17 protein-coding genes are annotated in these 19,314 nt (G+C 72.8%); 9 read left to right on the forward strand and 8 right to left on the reverse strand.

Going from position 1 to position 19,314, the window contains the following annotated elements; all coding sequences use genetic code 11:
• Positions 1–6 precede the first annotated feature (6 nt).
• Positions 7–930, reverse strand: coding sequence for a phosphotransferase (locus FB388_RS14025; protein WP_211361907.1), 924 nt, complete (start codon positions 928–930; stop codon positions 7–9).
• Between the two features lie 53 nt (positions 931–983).
• On the opposite strand from FB388_RS14025, the gene FB388_RS14030 reads away from it, so the two are divergent.
• Both FB388_RS14030 and FB388_RS14035 read left to right on the forward strand, forming a co-directional pair.
• Positions 984–3,425, forward strand: coding sequence for a GcvT family protein (locus FB388_RS14030; protein WP_170225600.1), 2,442 nt, complete (start codon positions 984–986; stop codon positions 3,423–3,425).
• Between the two features lie 263 nt (positions 3,426–3,688).
• The gene (locus FB388_RS14035; protein WP_170225601.1) at positions 3,689–4,051 is read left to right on the forward strand and encodes a DUF742 domain-containing protein; all 363 of its coding nucleotides are present in this window, start codon (positions 3,689–3,691) and stop codon (positions 4,049–4,051) included.
• Between the two features lie 7 nt (positions 4,052–4,058).
• Here FB388_RS14035 and recQ read toward each other — a convergent pair whose 3' ends face one another.
• Complete coding sequence (recQ, locus tag FB388_RS14040; protein WP_142101050.1) at positions 4,059–5,912, reverse strand: DNA helicase RecQ; 1,854 nt, start codon at positions 5,910–5,912, stop codon at positions 4,059–4,061.
• Between the two features lie 115 nt (positions 5,913–6,027).
• A complete protein-coding gene (locus tag FB388_RS14045) occupies positions 6,028–6,810 on the reverse strand; it encodes an SDR family oxidoreductase (RefSeq protein ID WP_142101053.1) in 783 nt (260 codons plus the stop codon).
• Positions 6,811–6,875: 65 nt separating this feature from the next.
• Here FB388_RS14045 and sigJ point away from each other — a divergent pair, with 65 nt between their 5' ends.
• Positions 6,876–7,763, forward strand: a complete 888-nt coding sequence (sigJ, locus tag FB388_RS14050) for an RNA polymerase sigma factor SigJ (RefSeq protein ID WP_142101055.1) — start codon at positions 6,876–6,878, stop codon at positions 7,761–7,763.
• Positions 7,764–7,799: 36 nt separating this feature from the next.
• Here sigJ and FB388_RS14055 read toward each other — a convergent pair whose 3' ends face one another.
• The 3 genes from FB388_RS14055 to FB388_RS14065 all read right to left on the reverse strand — a co-directional run bounded on the left by FB388_RS14055 (position 7,800) and on the right by FB388_RS14065 (position 11,491).
• Positions 7,800–8,585, reverse strand: coding sequence for an SAM-dependent methyltransferase (locus tag FB388_RS14055; RefSeq protein WP_142101057.1), 786 nt, complete (start codon positions 8,583–8,585; stop codon positions 7,800–7,802).
• Between the two features lie 42 nt (positions 8,586–8,627).
• Positions 8,628–10,604, reverse strand: coding sequence for an elongation factor G (locus FB388_RS14060; RefSeq protein ID WP_142101060.1), 1,977 nt, complete (start codon positions 10,602–10,604; stop codon positions 8,628–8,630).
• 122 nt (positions 10,605–10,726) lie between these two features.
• Positions 10,727–11,491 (reverse strand): GntR family transcriptional regulator, encoded by a 765-nt coding sequence (locus FB388_RS14065; protein ID WP_142101062.1) that lies wholly within the window; start codon positions 11,489–11,491, stop codon positions 10,727–10,729.
• Between the two features lie 101 nt (positions 11,492–11,592).
• On the opposite strand from FB388_RS14065, the gene FB388_RS14070 reads away from it, so the two are divergent.
• From FB388_RS14070 to FB388_RS14095, 6 genes are read left to right on the forward strand one after another with little or no spacing between them, the layout of a single operon-like run.
• A complete protein-coding gene (locus FB388_RS14070; RefSeq protein WP_170225602.1) occupies positions 11,593–12,261 on the forward strand; it encodes a GntR family transcriptional regulator in 669 nt (222 codons plus the stop codon).
• Complete coding sequence (locus FB388_RS14075) at positions 12,258–13,094, forward strand: ABC transporter ATP-binding protein (protein ID WP_211361908.1); 837 nt, start codon at positions 12,258–12,260, stop codon at positions 13,092–13,094. The genes FB388_RS14070 and FB388_RS14075 overlap by 4 nt, the downstream gene beginning before the upstream one ends.
• Positions 13,091–13,942, forward strand: coding sequence for an ABC transporter permease (locus FB388_RS14080; RefSeq protein WP_170225603.1), 852 nt, complete (start codon positions 13,091–13,093; stop codon positions 13,940–13,942). Before FB388_RS14075 ends, FB388_RS14080 begins: the two co-directional genes overlap by 4 nt.
• Positions 13,939–14,790, forward strand: a complete 852-nt coding sequence (locus tag FB388_RS14085; protein WP_142101065.1) for an ABC transporter permease — start codon at positions 13,939–13,941, stop codon at positions 14,788–14,790. The genes FB388_RS14080 and FB388_RS14085 overlap by 4 nt, the downstream gene beginning before the upstream one ends.
• Positions 14,791–14,820: 30 nt before the next feature.
• On the forward strand, positions 14,821–15,861 hold the full coding sequence (locus FB388_RS14090) for an ABC transporter substrate-binding protein (protein WP_170225604.1): 1,041 nt from the start codon (positions 14,821–14,823) through the stop codon (positions 15,859–15,861).
• A gap of 19 nt (positions 15,862–15,880) precedes the next feature.
• Positions 15,881–16,642, forward strand: a complete 762-nt coding sequence (locus tag FB388_RS14095) for a fumarylacetoacetate hydrolase family protein (RefSeq protein ID WP_142101067.1) — start codon at positions 15,881–15,883, stop codon at positions 16,640–16,642.
• 33 nt (positions 16,643–16,675) lie between these two features.
• On the opposite strand, the gene FB388_RS41065 is transcribed toward FB388_RS14095, so the two are convergent.
• Both FB388_RS41065 and FB388_RS14105 read right to left on the reverse strand, forming a co-directional pair.
• A complete protein-coding gene (locus FB388_RS41065; RefSeq protein ID WP_342787899.1) occupies positions 16,676–17,299 on the reverse strand; it encodes a TNT domain-containing protein in 624 nt (207 codons plus the stop codon).
• Positions 17,300–17,414: 115 nt separating this feature from the next.
• Positions 17,415–19,274 carry an ABC transporter ATP-binding protein gene (locus FB388_RS14105; protein ID WP_142101069.1) on the reverse strand — a complete coding sequence of 620 codons (1,860 nt, stop codon included), beginning with the start codon at positions 19,272–19,274 and terminating at the stop codon, positions 17,415–17,417.
• Between the last annotated feature and the right edge of the window lie 40 nt (positions 19,275–19,314).

The following is a 19,314-nucleotide window of genomic DNA, read 5'->3' on the forward strand; positions in this document are numbered from 1 at the left end:
TATGGGTTATTCGGGTTGGGAGGCCGCCACGAGCAGGTGCTCGAGGTCGGGTCCGTCGAACGCCGCGACGGCGCGGTCGTACTTCTCCATGCCCCAGGACCAGAAGTCGAAGTCGAGGGGGCTGGAGCCGTGCTGGATGGCCGCCCAGAGCGTCCAGCCGTACTGGGACATCAGGGCGAACAGGCGCGCCCGCGCGACCTGTCGCGGGCGGGGCCGGCCGTAGTAGGCCGTGACGAGCTCGTCGAGCAGGGGGAGTGGCAGCGTCGCCTCGCTCCAGATGTTGCCCAGCTCGAAACACGGGTCGTTGTTGCCCGAGTACTCGTAGTCGATGATGCGGACGCGCTCGCCGTCGTCGAGGAGGTTCTCGGCGAGGAGGTCGTTGTTGCAGGGCACCGTGTCGGTGCGGGGCCCGAGCGCCTCGCGGATGCTGGCCACCGCCGGAGCGAACTCGTCGTACCGCTCCGGGATCCGGAAGCCGTGCTCGGCCACGATCCGCCGGTAGCGCGCCTGCACCTCGAACATGTCGAAGTCGTTGACGAACCGGGGCCCCGAGTGCAGCTGCCGGCACGCGGCTGCGACGCGGTGCAGTACGTCCGGGCGGTGCAGGTCGGCGTTGCCGAGCGCCCGGCCGGGCAGGAAGCCGACGGCCAGGCCCTCGCCGGCCCGGTAGTGCAGCACCGGCGCCCCCACGCCGGCCTCGGCGGCGGCCACGGAGTTGGCGTGCTCGACGTCACGGTCGATGCCGAGCAGGCTCTTCCCACCGGCCGGGATCCGCACCACGCAGGTGCCGTCCGCGTTGGTGACCTTGAGGTTGCGATTGGTGAGCCCACCAGGGAGATCGACGACGGTGCGCGGCTGTCGCGCGGTGCACGGAATCGTGTCGAGCAGCGCGTCAAGGTCCGAGGCGAGCACGGTCGTGGTCAACTCCACTGGGGGATGGTAGAAGTCGCGTCAAATACGGTCTAGACCGTAAGGTGCGGGTCATGCCAGACGTGTTGCCCGGCCGTGCCCGCATCGTGATCATCGGTGGAGGGGTGGGCGGCGCAAGTGTGGCCTACCACCTCGCGGAGCGTGGTGAGCGGGATGTCCTGTTGATCGAGCGCTCCGAGCTGACGAGTGGATCAACCTTCCACTCCGCGGGCCTGGTCGGACAGCTGCGCTCCGATCCGGCTCTGACCAGGATGAACGTGTACTCGGCCGAGCTCTACCGCAAGCTCGAGGCCGCCGGTGGTGAGCACGCTCCCGGGTGGGTCGAGTCGGGGTCGCTGCGGCTCGCGTCCTCGCCCGAGCGGCTGGAGGAGATCCGCCGTCAGGCCGGCTGGGCGGCCCGGTCCGGCCTACCCCTCGAGTTGATCTCCGCGGACGCGGCCGAGGAGCTGTTTCCGCTGATGAGCACGGATGGCGTGCTCGGCGCCGCGTACACGCCGACCGACGGTCACGTGGACCCGTCGCGCCTGTGCTACGCCCTCGCCGCGCTGGCCCGGGGCAACGGGGTCACGATCGCACAACGAACCCGTGTCATCGAGATCAACACGGAAAAAGGCCAGGTCAGCGGGGTGCGCACGGACCGGGGCGACGTCGAGTGCGAGATCGTGGTCGACTGCGGCGGGATGTTCGCGGCCGAGATCGGGCGGCTCGCGGGGGTCCGGATCCCCGTGGTGCCGATGTCGCACCAGTACGTCGTCACCGCGCCGTTGCCGGCCGGTTCGATGCCCGCCGACCGGCCGTTGCCGTCGCTGCGCGACCCCGACCTGCTCGTCTACTACCGCCAGGAGGTCGACGGCCTCGTCATGGGCGGCTACGAGCGGCAGTCCGCCCCCTGGACCGCCACCCCGCACTCCTACGACGCCGTGCCGGCCGACTTCAACGGCAAGCTGCTGTCGCCGGACTGGGACCGGTTCTCCGAGATCATCGACAACGCGCAGGTCCGCGTGCCCGTGCTCGCCGACACCGGGATCGTCACGATGATCAACGGGCCGGAGGCGTTCACCCCCGACAACGAGTTCTGCCTCGGCGAGACCGATGTCGCGGGCTTCTTCGTCGCCGCCGGCTTCTGCGCGCACGGCATCGCGGGCGCCGGGGGGATCGGGCGGGTGATGGCCGACTGGATCATCGACGGCGACCCGGGCATGGACCTCTGGCACATGGACGTGCGCCGTTTCGGCCGCCACTACCGCTCGCCCGGCTACACCCTCGCGCGCACCGTCGAGAACTACGAGAGCTACTACGACATCCGCTACCCGGCGGCCGAGCGGGCGGCAGGCCGCCCCCTGCGCACGTCGCCCGCGTACGCCTGGCACGCCGCCCACGGCGCGGTGTTCGGCGAGAAGGCCGGGTGGGAGCGGGTCAACCACTACGCCGAAGCCGGGTCCGAGGACCTGCGGCCGCGCGGGTGGGCGGGCCGGCACTGGTCGCCGTGCGTGGAGCCAGAGCACCGCGCCGTGCGCGAGGCGGCCGGCCTGTTCGACGAGAGCTCGTTCGCGAAGATCTCGATCAGCGGCCCGGACGCGGCGGCGTTCTGCGCGCACGTCTTCGCCGGCCGGGTGGACCGGGCCCCGGGCGCCGTGGTCTACACCCAGGCGCTCAACGACCGCGGCGGCATCGAGATGGACGTCACGCTCACCCGGCTCGCCGAGGACGAGTTCCTCGTGGTCACCGGCACGGCGTTCGGCACCCACGACCTCGGGTGGCTGCGCCGGCAGGCCAGGCTCACGGGCGCGGCGGTGCGGCTGGCCGACGTCACGGGCGCGGAGGCGTGCTTCGGGCTGTGGGGCCCGCAGGCCCGTGACCTCCTCGCCCCGCTCACCCCGGCGTCGCTGGCGAACGGAGACTTCCCGTTCGGCACGATGCGGGAGACGACGGTGGGGGACATCCCCGTGCGGGCCGTGCGGGTGACGTTCGTGGGGGAGCTGGGCTGGGAGCTGTACTGCTCCACGGAGTACGGCGCCGCCCTGTGGCGGACGCTCGCCGGGACCGGCGTCCGGCCGTGCGGCTACCGGGCGATCGAGAGCCTGCGGCTGGAGAAGGGCTACCGGGTGTGGGGCGCCGACATCACCCCCGAGACCACACCCGACGAGGCCGGCCTCGCCTTCGCCGTCCGCCGGGAGGGGGAGTTCGCCGGGCGCACGGCGCTGCTCGCGGCCCGCGAGCGCGGCCCGGAACGCAGCCTGCGTTGCCTCGTGCTCGACGACCCGCGCGCCGTGGCACTCGGCGGTGAACCGGTGCGCCTGGCCCGCGAGGTGGTGGGGCAGGTGACCTCCGGCGGCTACGGGTACACCGTGGCCCGCTCCATCGCCTACGCCTACCTGCCGGCAGGCACTCCGGACGGAGCCGAGCTGTTCGTGCAGGTGGACGGTGCCTGGGAGCGTGCAACCGTGGCCGCGAGCCCGCTCTACGACCCGACGGGCGAACGCATCCGCGCCTGACGATCTTCACCCGGCTGTACCAACTGTCGACGGATAGAGCACTGGGCGTAACGAATCGGGCCGTGCGGTCGAGTTCCACTGCGCTGTTCCCGTGAACGCGCTGCACCGAGGTCGTTGCCGGCGGTAACGTCGGCCTCACCGCGACACCGGAGTCGCCGTGGCCCGCACCGGGCCACCCGACCTCGGCCCGCGCGTTCCGCTCCCCGTCAGCACAGCCGTGGAGGATGCGAATGCGTCACTCGGTCTGCAGATCTGTCTTCAACATGGCAACGCGCGTCCATGGGCCGGCGCGCCGAGCCGGCCGCCTCGCCGTCACAACCGAGGAACACCCCCGGGGGAGTGATGCCGACCTACCCCTGGAATCGGTCGTGACCGCCACCGAGCGCGCCGGCCGGACCTCCGGCCTGGAGCCCGAGCACCGCGCGGTCGTCGAGCTCGCCAGGCGGCCGGTGTCACTCGTCGAGATCGGTGCGGCGCTCACCGTGCCGGTGGCCGTGGTGCGCGGGCTCGTGGGCGAGCTCGAGGACCGCGGTTTGCTCGACGTGCACGTTCCGCCCGCGTTCACGGGTGGACGTCCGACCGCGGACGTGCTCGCCCGGCTCCTCGAGGGCCTGCGGCCGCGCTGACGAGCCGTCAGTCCGAGAGCGCCGCGAGCACCTGCTCGCCGTAGCGGGCGAGCTTGGTCTCACCCACGCCGCTGACCCGACCCAGCTCGGCGAGCGACGTGGGGCGCCGTGACGCGATCTCCCGCAGGGTGGCGTCGTGGAAGATCACGTAGGCCGGGACGCCCTGCTCCTTGGCCGTGGCGCCGCGCCACGTGCGCAGCCGCTCGAACACCGGGGCGGCCTCGGGCGCGAGATCGGGCTGTGCCGCCTTCGCCGGACGCGACCGGCGGGCCTGGCGCTGCGGGTCGCGCCGCAGCATGACCTGGTGCTCGCCGCGTAGCACGGGGCGGCTCTCGTCGGTGAGCACGAACGTCTGGTGCCGCGGCTCCACGGCGAGGAGGCCCCGGGCGACGAGCTGGCGCAGCACCGCGCGCCACTCCGCCTCACCGAGGTCGGCGCCCACGCCGAACACGCTGAGCGTGTGGTGGTCGAACTGCTCGACCTTCGCCGTGCGCCGCCCCAGCAGGATGTCGACGATCTGCCCGGCGCCGAACTTCTGCCGCCGCTCCCGATCGAGCCGGAACACCGTGGAGAGCACCTTCTGCGCCGCCACCGTGCCGTCCCATGACTCGGGCGGCACCAGGCAGGTGTCGCAGTTGCCGCAGGCGGGCGCGCCGCGCTGCCCGAAGTAGGCGAGCAGCTGCGTGCGGCGGCACTCGACGGTCTCGCAGAGCGCGAGCATCGCGTCGAGGTGCTGGGCGAGGCGCCGCCGGTGGTCGCGGTCGCCGTCGGACTCCTCGATCATCTTCCGCTGCTGCACGACGTCGGCGAGCCCGTAGGCGAGCCACGCGGTGGACGGCAACCCGTCGCGGCCCGCCCGGCCGGTCTCCTGGTAGTAGCCCTCGACGGACTTGGGGAGGTCCAGGTGGGCGACGAACCGCACGTCGGGTTTGTCGATGCCCATGCCGAAGGCGATCGTGGCGACGACGATCACGCCGTCCTCGCGCAGGAACCGGGCCTGGTTCGCCGCGCGCGTGCCCGATTCGAGCCCGGCGTGGTACGGCACCGCGGTGAGGCCCTGGCCCACCAGGAACTCGGCGGTGCGCTCCACCGAGTTGCGCGAGAGGCAGTAGACGATGCCCGCGTCGCCGGGGTGCTCGGTGCGGATGAGGTCGAGCAGCTGGCGGCGCGGGTCGTCCTTCGGCGCGATCCGGTACTGGATGTTCGGCCGGTCGAAGCTCGCGACGAAGTGCCGGGCCCGCTCGCTCGGGCGCAGGTCGAGGCGCTGCGCGATCTCGGCGTGGGTGGCCTCGGTGGCGGTGGCCGTGAGTGCGATGCGCGGCACATCGGGCCACCGCTCGTGCAGCTCGGACAGCGCCAGGTAGTCGGGGCGGAAGTCGTGGCCCCACTGCGCCACGCAGTGGGCCTCGTCGATCGCGAACAGCGCGATCCGGCCGCGGTCGAGCAGGCTCAGCGTGGACGGCACGCGCAGCCGCTCCGGGGCGAGGTAGAGCAGGTCGAGCTCGCCGGTGAGGAACGCCCGCTCGGTGTCGCGGCGCTCCTCGAAGGTCTGCGTGGAGTTGAGGAACCCGGCCCGCACGCCCAGCGCCCGCAGCGCGTCGACCTGGTCCTGCATCAGCGCGATCAGCGGCGACACCACCACCCCGACGCCCGGGCGCACCAGCGCGGGGACCTGGTAGCACAGCGACTTCCCCCCGCCCGTCGGCATGAGGACCAACGCGTCCCCGCCGCCGCAGACGTGCTCGATGATCTCGGCCTGCTGCCCGCGGAACGACTCGTAGCCGAACACGCGGCGCAGGACGTCGAGCGGGGCTGCGTCGACGGTGTCGGCGACGGGATCCGCGGTCCGGGCATCGGGCACCCGGCGATCGTAGGGGCATGGTCCGACGGCGTGCGGGCGAACGGGGAAGCCGACGACTTGCCGTGGTCCCACCCTCTCGCCCGGCGCGCTCACACCAGCGGCCGATCGCCGGAGGTCACACCGGCTGCGGCGCGTCGGCGGCCTGCGACGCCAGCCAGTCCTCGAACGTCGGGCCGGCCAGCACCGCGTGCGGGGACGGGAGGAGGGCGCCGTTCTCGAACAGCTCGCGGTCGGGATCGTCCGGGTCGCTCGCCTCCTCGATCCGCAGGGACGGGCCGCGCCGGGCGACGAGCGTGCGGGCGAGGTCGGCGAGGCGTTCCTCGCGCGGGCCTGCGATCTCCGGGAACGGCTCGCCGGCATCGCCGTCGGGGGCGAAGGCGAGTTCGATCGCCGCTTCGGCGACCGTGCGGGCCGACACCGGCTGCATCCGCATGTTCTGCACGTGGCTCACGTCCCCCCGGGTGCCCCACCGGACGAGCAGCTCGACGAACTCGTGGAACTGGGCCGCGCGCATGACGCGGGCCGGGACCGGGCCCGCGAGGGCCTCCTGCTCGTGGACCTGCTTCGCCATGTTGTAGCCGGCGGTGAAGCGGTCGTTCCCGATGATCGACGCCACGACCAGCCGGCGCACGCCCGCCCGCTCGCCGAACTCGTGCAGGTTGCGGGTGGCGGCCGTGAAGTAGTCGGTAGCCGCCTGCAGCTCGGGCGAGGGCGTGCTGGCGAGGTCGATCACGCAGCCCACGCCCCCGAGGGCCTCGGCCAGGCCTGCTCCGCTCACGAGGTCGACGCCGGTCGAGCGCGACATCGCGACCACGTCGTGGCCCCGCCCGCGCAGGATGTCCACGGCGTGCCGCCCCGTGCGCCCCGTCGCCCCCGCCACCGCGATCTTCTCGTACATCGCTCTCTCCTTCGTCAACGTGGTCCGTTGCGTGGTAGACCCGTGGCGACGGAGGGATGTGACAGGTGGACCAGCCGACGCTGTTGGCCGAGCGCTTCGAGGAGCACCGCCCGCACCTGCGCGCCGTGGCCTACCGCATGCTCGGGTCGATGGGCGAGGCCGACGACGCGGTGCAGGACGCCTGGCTGCGCCTCGACCGCGCGGACGCTTCCGAGATCGAGAGCCTCCGCGCTTGGCTGACCACCGTGGTGGGCCGGATCTGCCTGAACATGCTCCGATCCCGCGCCACCCGTCGCGAGGATCCCCTGGACGCCCCGCACGTGCCCGACCCCGTGGTGACCTCGCCGGACGGCGGTGACCCCGCGCACGAGGCGCTGGTGGCCGACGCCGTCGGTCTCGCCCTGCTCGTCGTGCTGGACACGCTGCCGCCCGCGGAGCGGCTCGCGTACGTGCTGCACGACATGTTCGCGGTGCCGTTCGAGGACATCGCGCCGATCGTCGAGCGTTCACCCGCCGCGGCGCGCCAGCTCGCCAGCAGGGCGCGCCGCCGGGTACGCACCGGCGCCCCCGAGCCGGACCCGGACCGCAGCCGCCAGCGCAAGGTGGTCGACGCGTTCTTCGCGGCCTCCCACGCCGGCAACTTCGAGGCGTTGCTCGGGCTGCTCGCCCCCGACGTCGTGCTGCGTGCCGACGGCGGCGCGCTGCGCCCAGGCGCCAGCGCCTTCGTGCAGGGCGCCGCGGCGGTGGCCGGCCGGGCGTGGACCTACCGGAAGCTGTCGCCCTACGTGCGCCCGGTGCTGGTCAACGGGGTGGCCGGCGTGCTCGTCGCGCGCGACGGGGAGCCGTTCTCGATCATGGCCTTCACGGTGCGCGACGACAGGATCGTGGCGATCGACGCCCTGTCGGACCCCGAGCGCCTGCGAGCGCTGGAGCTGCCCGCGCTCAGCGGCTGAGCGGGACGAGGACGCGGGCACCGGTTCGCGACACGGTCAGCACTTGCGCGCGATCGCCCCGTACATCGCGATGTCCGCGTCGACGATCGGGCCGGTGCCCGGGGCCGGCCGCCACTTGTGGATCTGGACGATGCCGGGCTCGACGAGGTCGAGCCCGGCGAAGAGGTCCTCGACCTGGGCCTTCGTGCGCCACTGCAGCGACTCGCCGTACGCCTCGTACACCCGTTGCACCCCGGCGAGGGGGACCGGCGCGAAGTCGTCGGTGGCGACGGACGCGGCGACGTAGCTGCCAGGGGGCAGCGCGTCGACGAGCTTCCGGACGACCTCGCGGGCCAGCTCGTCGTCGGTGATGAAGTGCAGCACCGCGATCAGGGTGAGGCCGACCGGTTCGTTGAGGTCGAGCGTGTCGCGCAGCCGCGGGTCGGCGAGGAGGGCGTCGGGCTCGCGCATGTCGGCGCGGACGTAGGCGGTGCGGCCCTGGGGGGTGCCGCCCATCCGCGCGCGGGCGTGCGCCAGGACGACCGGGTCGTTGTCGACGTAGACCACCCGGGCGTCCGGGACGACCGCCTGCACCACCTCGTGCAGGTTGGGTGAGGTCGGGATGCCGGTGCCGACGTCGAGGAACTGGCGCACGCCCTGCTCGGCCAGGTACCGCGCCGCCCGGTGCATGAAGCTGCGGTTCTCCAGCATGTGCACGCGCAGGGCCGGCCAGAGCCGCAGCGAGGCGTCGCCCGCCGCCCGGTCGATGGCGTAGTGGTCCTTGCCGCCGAGGATGTAGTCGTAGATCCGGGCGCCGTGCGCGCGGTCGATCCCCAGGTCCATCGCGCTGCCCCGGCTCTCCTCGTCGATCCGTCCGGCGTGATCCTAGGGAAGGGGGCGCACCCTCCGCTCCACCCGCAGCAGGTATTCCTTGCGGTGCAGCGGGTCGTCGTCGGTGCGCGGGCGCTTCGGCACCGGACCGGTCACGGGCTCGTAGTGGTCGAACTCGCTCTCCAGCACGCCCTCCCCGCGGGACAGTGCGGGGAGGAGCTGCTCCAGCCGGTGCACCGACGCGGCGGGGACGACGCCGTCCAGGAGGTGGTCCGTGCCGTTCGGGAGGGGGGCCTGCGGGACCGCGCGGAGCCGGGACAGGACCGGCAGCACGGCGCCGTAAGTGTCGGCCGGGACCTCGAGGTGGAACCGGTGCATCGGCTCGTGCACCGTCGTGCCGGCCTGCTGCAGGGCGCTCATCAGCACCAGCGGCGTCAGTTGGCGGAAGTCGCGCGCGGTGCTCGACATGCTCTTGTCGAACGTGGCGTGGGCGTGGCTCTGCCGAGGGGCGTACCCGGAGTGCGTCATGGTCACGGTGCAGTCGAGCACCTGCCAGCCGTGCAGCCCCTGCCGCAGCGTCTCGCGGACGGTCTCCTCGACCGCCACGAAGAACGCGTACGGCATCGACCCCAGCTCGACCCCCAGCCGGAACACCACACCCGAACCGGCCGGTCCCGGCTCCACCCGCAGCCCGACGGTGGCGAGGAACGGGTTCGGCTCGGCCTTCATGATCTCCACGGCCGCGCCTGCCCCGTCGAGCCGTTCCACGCAGATCGTGGTGGACTCGCGGAACCCGACCTCGAGACCGAACTCCTCGGCCAGCGTGGCCTGCACGACCTCCTTCTGCACCTCGCCGTACAGCGACACCGCGATCTCCCGCCCGGCCCGGCGCAGGTCGATCAGCGGGTCCTGCTCGGCGAGCAGTGCGAGCGCTGCGTGCAGGGCGCCGCCCTCCGCCGGCGTCGCCGGCACGACCACGGTCTCCAGCGTCGGCGGCGCGAAGTGGCGTTCCGCGGTGCCGGGCCGGGGAGCGCCGACCGGGTCGCCGACGCGGATGTCCGGCAGGCCACGCAGCGTGGCGATCTGCCCGGCGGAGACCGCCTGCCGCCGCACCGGCCCGCCGCCCTCGACGGCGGCGAGCGCCGTGACCTTGCTGCCACCGTCTCCCAGCCGGTCCCGCACGTGGAGGGTTCCGGAGTGCAGGCGCGCGTAGGCCACCTTCTCGCCCGCCGGACCTCGCTCGATCTTGAAGACGGTGCCGGACAACGGCCCGTCCGGGTCGCCGTCGGCGGCGGGCAGCAGCTCGGCGATGCCGGCCGTGAGCGCGTCGACGCCTGCGCCCGTGATCGCCGACCCGGCGAACACCGGGTGGACCTGCGCCTGCGCGACCTGAGCCACGAGCTCGCGGCGAAGGCGCTCGTAGGGGATACCGCCGTCGACGTACTGGGCGAGCAGCGCGTCGTCGTGCTCGGCCAGCACCTCGGCGAGGCGCGCGGTGAAGCCGGCGTCGGCCGGGCCGTGGGGGAGGACCTCCCCGTCGCGGACGCCGGTCATCGCGACGGCGGCGGGCGTGAGCCGCCGCGCGACGCCGGCCAGCACGCGGTCGACGTCGGCGCCCATGCGGTCGATCTTGTTGACGAACAGCAGTGTCGGGATGCGCAGTCGCTGCAGCGTCCGCATGAGCACGCGGGTCTGCGCCTGCACGCCCTCGACGGCCGACAGCACGAGCACGGCGCCGTCGAGCACGCCGAGCACCCGCTCCACCTCGGCGATGAAGTCCGGGTGGCCGGGGGTGTCGATGAGGTTGACGGTGACCGGGTCGGGGCCGGAACGGATCGGGAACGAGACCACGGCGGAGCGGATCGTGATGCCGCGCCAGCGCTCGAGGTGGCCTGCGTCGGTGCGGGTGGTGCCCTCGTCGACGCTGCCGATCTCGTCGATCACACCGGCGGCGAACAGGAGGCGTTCGGTCAGGCTGGTCTTACCGGCGTCGACATGGGCGACGATCCCGAGGTTGAGCGTGCGAGCCAAGCGTCATGTCCTTCAGCGATGCGGATGCGGTGGGGGCGGACATGAACGCAGCTCGCATCGTGGGACTCCTCTCGTGGCCGAGAGGGGAGTACAGACCACCCGCGGGGCGGGCGGCAACCGGTTTATCGGTGGACCTCGGTGCGCACCATCAGCCGCACGCGGTCGGCGCGGTAGAGGTCGCGGGCGTACTCGACCGGCAGGCCGCCGACCGAGTGGGCCGTGCGTTCCACCCCCATCAACGGCGTGCCGCGGACCACCCCGAGCGCGGCGGCCTCGGCCGGGTCGGCGCTCACGGGTTCGAGGTACTCCACCGCGGTGTGCGGAGCGAGGCCGTACTCCTCGGCGAGCAGCTCGTAGATCGAGCCCGTCAGCGGGTGGGAGAGCAGGCCGGGGAGCCGCTCGGCGGGCAGCCACGAGCGCTCCAACGCGAGCGCGGCTCCGTCGGCGGAGCGCACGCGCACCAGCTCGTAGACCGGGGCATCCGGGGCGAGCCGCAGCGCCTGCGCCACCGGCCCCTCGGCCTCGACGGTGCGGGCGCCGAGGATCTCCGCGCCCGCCTTCCGGTGGGCGCGCCGCATCTGCTCGGTGAAGCCGGCGACGCCGGTGAGGTCGCAGTCGATCCGGGGCTCGGCGACGAACGCGCCGCCGGAGCGTCCGGGCGTGCGGACGAGCACGCCGCGGCGCGCGAGCCCGTCGAGGGCCTGGCGCAGGGTCATCCGGCTCACCCGCAGCGCGGCGGCCAGCTCGCGCTCGCCGGGAAGTCGATCGCCTGCCGACACCGCGCCCGCGGTGATCTCCTCCATGAGCCACCGCTCGATCTGGGCGTGCACCGGGACCCCGCGATGGCGTTCCAGCGCAGGCGCGCGCCCGAGCAGCTCCGCCGACATCCGCTCAGGGTAAGCGCTACGGAACCGGACCGGGGAGAAACACAGCGTGCGCAGGAATATCTGATATGGTCGGAGTGACGGAGGCCACACGGGGGTGGTTCGTGTCCGACCTGAAGTCGCAGACGATCTACCGCGCACTGCGTGAGCGGATCCTGTCCAACGAGATCCTGTCGGGCACCCGCCTGGTGCTCCGCCAACTGGCGAACGAGTACGACACCAGCGACATCCCGGTGCGCGAGGCGTTGCGCATGCTCGAGCGCGACGGGCTCGTCGAGATGGTCCCGTACCGGGGGGCGCGGGTCACCACGCTCACGGCGCGTGAGATCGAGGAGACCTACTTCATCCGCGGCCACCTCGAGAGCATCGCCACCGGCCTGGCCGCCGAGCGCATCTCCGACGCCGAGCTGCTCATCCTCGACGAGCTGATGACGCGGATGCGCGCCGCGGTCGAGGCGCAGGACGGCCCGGGCTTCTCCGACCTCAACCGCGAGTTCCACGCCACGATCATCGGAGCCTGCGGCAACGAGATGCTCCGCGAGCTGACGATGGACATCTGGCAGCGCCACTCCGGCTTCCAGCGGGTCTTCCGGATGGTGCCCGAGCGGCTCGCCGCCTCGCAGTCCGAGCACGAGGGGATCATGGACGCGCTGCGGGCGCGTGATCCCAAGCGCGCCGCGGCGCTCGCGCTGTGGCACAAGCGTTCGGTCGGCGACACGGTCAGCACCCTGGTGGACGGCGAACGACCGGCTGCGGGCGGGGAGACGGCGTGAGCACCGCGGAGAGGGTCACCGGGACCGTGAAGACCGCGGCCGTCGGGTTCGACCACGTCTACAAGGCCTTCGTCGCGCGCGGCCGGCGCAGCGAGCCGGTGCTCGCCCTGCAGGACGTCGCGTTCGACGTGCGGCCGGGGGCGTTCGTGAGCCTCGTCGGGCCGTCCGGGTGCGGGAAGTCGACCTGCCTGAACCTCGTCGCGGGCCTGTCCGGCCCGTCGGAGGGTGTGGTGACCCATCACGGGCGCCCCGTACGCGGGGTCAACACCGAGGTCGGCTACATCACGCAGGAGGACAACCTGCTGCCGTGGCGCACGCTCTCGGGCAACGTGGAGCTCGGCATGGAGCTGCGGGGTGTGCCGCGGGACGAGCGCCGAGCTCGGGCCCGGGAGTTCATCGAGCTCGTCGGGCTCGCCGGGTTCGAGGAGCACTACCCGCACGAGCTGTCCGGCGGCATGCGCAAGCGCGCCGGGATCATCCGCACCCTCGTCCACGACAGCGACGTCGTGCTGATGGACGAGCCGTTCGGCCCCCTCGACGCGCAGACCCGGGTGATCCTGCAGGCCGAGCTGCTCAAGCTGTGGCAGCGTCTGCGACCCACCGTCCTGTTCGTCACCCACGACCTGGTCGAGGCGATCGCGCTGTCGGACCGGATCCTGGTGTTCACCGCGAACCCCGGAACGATCAAGCGCGAGTACACGGTGGACATCCCGCGCCCGCGCGACCCGTTCCGCATCCACGAGACCCCCGGGTTCTCCGAGCTGCACGAGGCGCTGTGGGCGGACATCCGCGCCGAAATCGGAGGAGCCGAGATCGGCGGCGAGGCCCCGTGACGGTCGCGGCCGCCACGCCCGGCACCCGGCGGGCCGATGCGGTGCTGGCGCGCACCGCCGCCGCGGACCGCCGCAGGAGGCGGTCGGAGCGGGCGGTCCTGTGGACCGGCACCGCGGCGTTCGGGGCGGCGATCCTGCTGTTCTGGCAGTTCGGGCTCGGTCACCTGGTGAACCCGCGCTACGTCAGCGATCCGGCCACGATCGCGGGCCGGATCGGCGAGCTGGCGGCGGAAGGGGAGATCTTCCGCCACGTCGGGGTCACGATCGGCGAGGCGGCCACCGGGTTCGTCATCGGCTCGGTGCTGGGCCTGGCGAGCGCGTTCGCGCTGGCGCAGACCCGGCGCGGGTACGCGGTGTTCGAGCCGTTCCTCATCGGCTTCTACTCGATCCCGAAGATCGCCCTGGCCCCGCTCTTCATCCTGTGGTTCGGCCTCGGCACGGCGCCGAAGATCGTCATGGCGGCGCTGCTCGTCTACTTCGTCGTGTTCGTCAACACCGCCACCGGCATCCGGGAGGTGCGGCCGGGGCTCCTGCAGGTGTGCCGGGTGTTCGGCGCGAGCCGCCGGGACCTGCTGCTGAAGGTCACGCTGCCCTCGGCGGCACCGGCGATCGTCGCAAGCGTGCGGATCACCGTCACCCGCGCGATCGAGGGGGCGCTGCTCTCGGAGTTCGTGGCGTCGACGCAGGGGCTGGGCTACCTGGTCGCCCGGGCGTCTCGGGAGTTCGACATCGCCACCGTGTTCGCCGGCATCGTGATCATCGCGGCCGTCGTGATGGCGGCGAACGGGCTGCTACGGCTCCTGCAGGCCCGGCTCTCGCCCTGGCACAGCGGGCAGGTGCACGGATGAACGAGCCCACGTCGGCGGGGAAGGCCGTTCTGGAGGCCACCCGCCGTGCGCACCGCGCCACCCGCACCGCGGAGCGGCGGTTCCTCCTGGCAGCGCGAGCCGGCATCGTGGTCGTCGCGCTGGCCGGCTGGGAGCTCGCCTCCGGGACGCTGGTCCGCTCGTTCTACGTCAGCTCGCCCGGCGACGTGGCCGAGACCCTCGTCGAGTGGGTGATGTCCGGGGAGCTCGTCTACCACGGCGGCTTCACCGTGACCGCGGCGTTCCTCGGCTACGTGCTCGGCGCGGTGGCGGCGGTCCTGGTGGCCTGGCCGCTGGCCATGCTGCGCACCGCCTACCGGATCACCGAGCCGTACTTCCTGGTGGCGTACTCGGTACCGGCGGTCGCGATGGGCCCGGTGTTCATCCTGTGGTTCGGGATCGGGCTGACGCCGAAGGTCCTCATCGCCGCGTACTTCGTGTTCTTCATCGTCTTCATCAACACCGTCACGGGCTTCCAGCAGGTGCCCACCGGGCTGCTCGACGTCACCCGCGTCATGGGCGCGTCGCGGCGGGACCTGCTGCGCACCGTGCTGCTGCCGAGCGCCCTCCCGTTCGTGCTGGCCGCGCTGCGGATCACCCTGCCTGCAGCGATGATCGGCGCGGTCACCGGCGAGTTCATCTCGTCCAACCGCGGGTTGGGCTACCTCACCCGCGCCGCCGCCGCGAGCTACTCCACCGCAGGCGTGCTCGCGGGCGTGCTCTGCCTCTCCGCGATCGTGCTGCTGATGAACCTGCTGCTGCGCCCGTTGCGGCACGCACTGCGCTGGCAACCCGACATCGATCCGCCACAGGCCGCGGACGGTCGCTGAGGGTCGATGCTGAAACCCGAGGGAGTGATCATGCGAGGACAACGGCGTTCCGCGGTCATCGGTGGCGCGTTGGCGCTCGCGCTGACGGTCGCGGCGTGCGGCGGGGGCGGCGGGACCGCTGGGGAGGGCGCGCGCACCGCGATCACGGTGTCGTCGCTGCCCAGCGCCTTCCTCGCCCCGCTCTACATCGCCGAGAAGGACGGGATCTTCGAACGGGAGGGCCTCGACGTCACGATCGTCGAGCTGCAGAGCGGGGCCGACGGCGTGCCGGCCGCCATCTCCGGCAGCTCGCAGTACGCCGACCTCGGCTTCGACGACCTGGCCACCCTCGCCGCCGAGGGCGAGGACAGCCTCCTGATGGTGCACAACCTGGTGCGGCGGGTGACGTTCACCCTGGTGATGAACCCGGACCTGGCACGCGAGCGGGGCGTGAGCCGGGAGTCGCCGATCGAGGCGCGCTACGCGGCGCTGAAAGGGCTGCGGCTCGGCGTCACATCGCCCGGGGCGGCGAGCGACAAGTACATGCGCTACTACCTGCGCGAAGCGGGCCTCGACCCGGAGCGCGACGCCGAGATCATCGCGATGGGCGACGGCGCGTCGCTGCTCGCGGCCCTGGAGACCCGCCAGATCGACGCCTACCAGCTCTCCCCGCCCACGCCGTACGTGGCGCAGGCCGAGGGGTTCGGAACGGTGCTGATCGACGGACCCTCCGGCGACGTGCCGCGGTTCGCCGACTTCGCCTACACCGGGTTCGCCGCCAACCGGGAGTGGGCCGAGGCGAACCCCGAGGCGGCCCGCGCGTTCGGCCGCGCGCTGAACGCGGCCATGGAGCAGGTGCTCGCCGACCCGCACGCCGCGGCCGCGAAGATCGTCGACCGGATGTCGGCGGGCGACCTCCCGATCCTGCAGCAGACCCTCGACGCACTGGCACCCGCGCTGTCGGAGGACGGCTGCTTCGACGCCGCCGCCGTGCAGAGCACCCTGGCGGTGATGCACGAGGTCGAGATCATCGAGAGCGCGGGCGACCCCGCGGAGGGCGTGCTCTGGACGAACGCGTACAACGACTGTTGATCGGCCGGAAGGGACACCTGTGAAGATCGTTCGTTACTCGAGCCCGGACGGCCCCGCCTGGGGCGTCCTGGACGACGGCGTCGTGCTGGCCGCCGAGGGCACGCCGTTCACCGACCTGCGGACCACGGATCTGCGGGTCGGCCCGCTGGACGAGGTGTCGCTGCTCGCCCCGGTGACCCCGCGCACCCTGCTGTGCGTCGGGCGCAACTACCGCTCGCACGCCGAGGAGTTCGGCAACCCGGTGCCGGAGGAGCCGCTGCTGTTCCTCAAGCCGGCCGCCGCGGTGGTCGGCCCCGGCGCCGACGTGGTGTACCCGGCGCTCTCGCAGCGCGTGGACCCGGAGGCCGAGCTCGTGCTCGTGATCGGCCGCACCGCGCGGAACGTGGCCGCGGCCGACGCGTGGGACGTGATCGGCGGCTACACCTGCGGCAACGACGTCACCGCCCGGGACATCCAGCGCTCCGACGGCCAGTGGACCCGCGGCAAGGGCTTCGACACGTTCTGCCCGATCGGGCCGTGGGTGGACACCGAGTTCGACCCGACCGACGTCGCCGTCTCGTGCACGGTGGACGGCGAGCGCCGCCAGGACGGCCGCACCAAGGACCTGATCTTCCCGATCCCGTACCTGATCGAGTACATCACCCGGTTCACCACCCTCGAACCCGGCGACGTGATCCTCTCCGGCACGCCGGAGGGCGTCCAGCCGGTCGAGCCGGGCAACACGATCACGGTGGAGGTGGAGGGCCTGGGCGCCCTGACGAACACGGTGGTCGCCGAGTAGGTGCCCCGGATGTGCGCGGCGTGCTGAACGGCCTCACGGGCGCTGATGGCGGCGACTCTCCACCAGGCTGCCATCGGCCAACAAGTCCCGGATCGCGCGCGCCAAGAAGTAGCCCCTGCCACCGCCGGGTTGACCGAACCACGGCACAGCGACGCCGTGGAGCGCCGAGATCGGTCGTTCCACTCGATAGGCGTGGTACGGGCGGCCCACCCAGTCCGCCGGGAGTGAGCGCTCGGCGAACGGTGTTCCTCCGGCGTACACCAGGTTGCCGCCCTCGCTGCCGAACCGGTCTACCTCGGTCCCGGCCGGCAACACGATCGCCGACCGATCCCGGAGCAACGACAGCGGCGGCTCGCCGGCAAGCGCCTGGATGTCGGCCGCCGGGGCCACGGGAGCTGCTTCGCGGGCTGCCCCCGCTCGCTCGCCGCCGCCCCCGCGAACGGCATCGAGATCGTCGCGCCAGAGCAGCTCCGCCAACAGCACCTTCGCCGCGTCCACCGCGTGGTCGTACACCTTCGGCCGGCGGTTCGGCCCGCGACTGGCGTCCCAGAACCGCACCTGCCAACCCGCCGGCCCCGGAGCGGGCTCGATCACCAACGCGTCGGGCTTCGGGGTGACGATGCCGTACTCCTCGGCTCGAACCCCGTAGTGCTCCAACCGCTGCCGCAGCCGGTCGAGCGCCCGCTGGTCGGCATCGGAGATGACCCGGGGTCGAGAAGCCGGTAGGTCGGCGCTCTCCGTCTGCGGTCCAGTGGAGGTGGCTTTCCCGACATCAGGCAAGGCTCGCCCGCCAGGACTCGTGGAGCCTCGCGAACTCGCCGTCCTCGGCGAGGAGGGCGTCCGGCGGGCCGTCCTCCACGATCCGGCCGTCGGACACGACCAGCACCCGGTCGGCGATCAGCACCGTCGAGAGGCGGTGGGCGATGATCAGCGCGGTGCGGCCGGCGAGCACCGTCTCCAAGGCCGCCTGCACGGCCCGCTCGGACGGGATGTCCAGGGAGGACGTGGCCTCGTCGAGCAGCACGACGGCGGGGTCGGCGAGCAGCACCCTGGCGAGCGCGACGAGCTGGCGCTGGCCGGCCGAGAGGCGGCCGCCGCGCTTGCGGACGTCGGTGTCGAAGCCCTCGGGCAGCGCCTCGACGAACTCGCGTGCGCCCACCGACTCGGCGGCAGCCACGACTTCCGCCCGGGACGGCGTGCCGTCCCCGCGCCGGCCCATCGCGATGTTGTCGGCCACCGAACCCGAGAACAGGAACGCCTCCTGCGTGACCATGACCAGCGCCGAGCGCAGCTCGGTGTCGGCGATGTCGCGCAGGTCGATCCCGTCGAGCCGCACCGAACCCTCGGTCGGGTCGTAGAAGCGGGCGGCGAGCTTGGCGAGCGTCGACTTGCCCGCCCCGGTGGCGCCGACGAGCGCGACGGTCTGCCCGGCGGGGACGCGCAGCGAGAACGCCGGCAGGACCGTGCGGTCCGGTGCGCGCTGGTAGGCGAACCGGACCCGGTCGAACTCCAGCTCTCCGCGTACGGGATCCGGCAGCGGAACGGGCCGCACCGGCTCGGGGACCCCGACGGGGGTGTCCAGCACCGACGCGATCTTCTCCAGCCCGGCGGCGGCCGACTGGTAGGCGTTGAAGAACTGGGCGAGGTCGTCGAGGGGGTCGTAGAAGCGGCGCAGGTAGAGAACGAACGCGGTGAGCGCGCCGAGGGCGAGGGCGCCGTCGACGACGCGCAGCCCGCCGAGCAGCAGCACCAGCGCGAGCGAACCGTTGCCGACCAGCCGCACCGTCGCCACGTACCAGGCGACGGTGAGGAACGCGGCGGTGTTGGCATCGCGGTTCGCGGCCGTCAGGGCGTGCATGATCTCGTCGTTGCGGGGCTCCCTGCGGAACGCCTGCACCGCACGGACGCCGTTCACGGACTCGACGAAGTGCACGATCACCCGCGCCACGGTGCTGCGGGTGCGCCGGTAGCTCGCCCGGGAGCGGCGCTGGAACCAGCGGGTGAGCAGCACCAGCGGGACGAACCCGGCCAGGACCACGGCAGCGAGCAAGGGGTCGATCCACACGAGCAGAACCGTGATGCCGACCAGTGACAGCAGCGCGCCGAAGAGACCGTCGAGGCCCTTCTCCAGCAGGTCGGAGAGCGCGTCGACGTCGCTGGTGAGCCGGGAGATCAGGCGGCCGGACGTGAACGACTCGTGGAAGTCGAGCGAGAGGCGCTGCCCGCGGGCGAAGAGCCGCTTGCGGACGTCGAGCAGCAGGTCCTGGCCGATGCGCCCGGACAGCAGCAGGAACGCCGTTCGCAGCCCGGCACCCGCGATCGCGACGGCGGCGTAGCCACCGATGGCGGCGGCGAGTGGGCCCGGCCGCCCGTCTAGGGCTGCCGGCACGCCGGCGTCGATGGCGAACGCCACCATCAACGGGCCGGAGAGCATCACCGCGTTCTCGGCGACCAGCAGCACCGCGGCCAGCGTCACCGCGCGCCGGTGGGGCCGCAGCAGCTCGGCGACGAGCCGGCGGGCCCGCGCCTGCAGTCGCAGACCGGTTCGCCGGTCGACCGCGTCGGCCTCCTCGTCCCCGTTGATGTCTCCGGTGGCGACCCCGCGCCACGCCTCGTCGGTCTCGGCCGTCACGCCCCCACCTCCTCGCGGTCCTCCCCGCTGCCAGTGCCCC

The organism is Pseudonocardia cypriaca (genome assembly GCF_006717045.1).
In the GTDB taxonomy this organism is placed as follows: Bacteria; Actinomycetota; Actinomycetes; order Mycobacteriales; family Pseudonocardiaceae; genus Pseudonocardia; species Pseudonocardia cypriaca.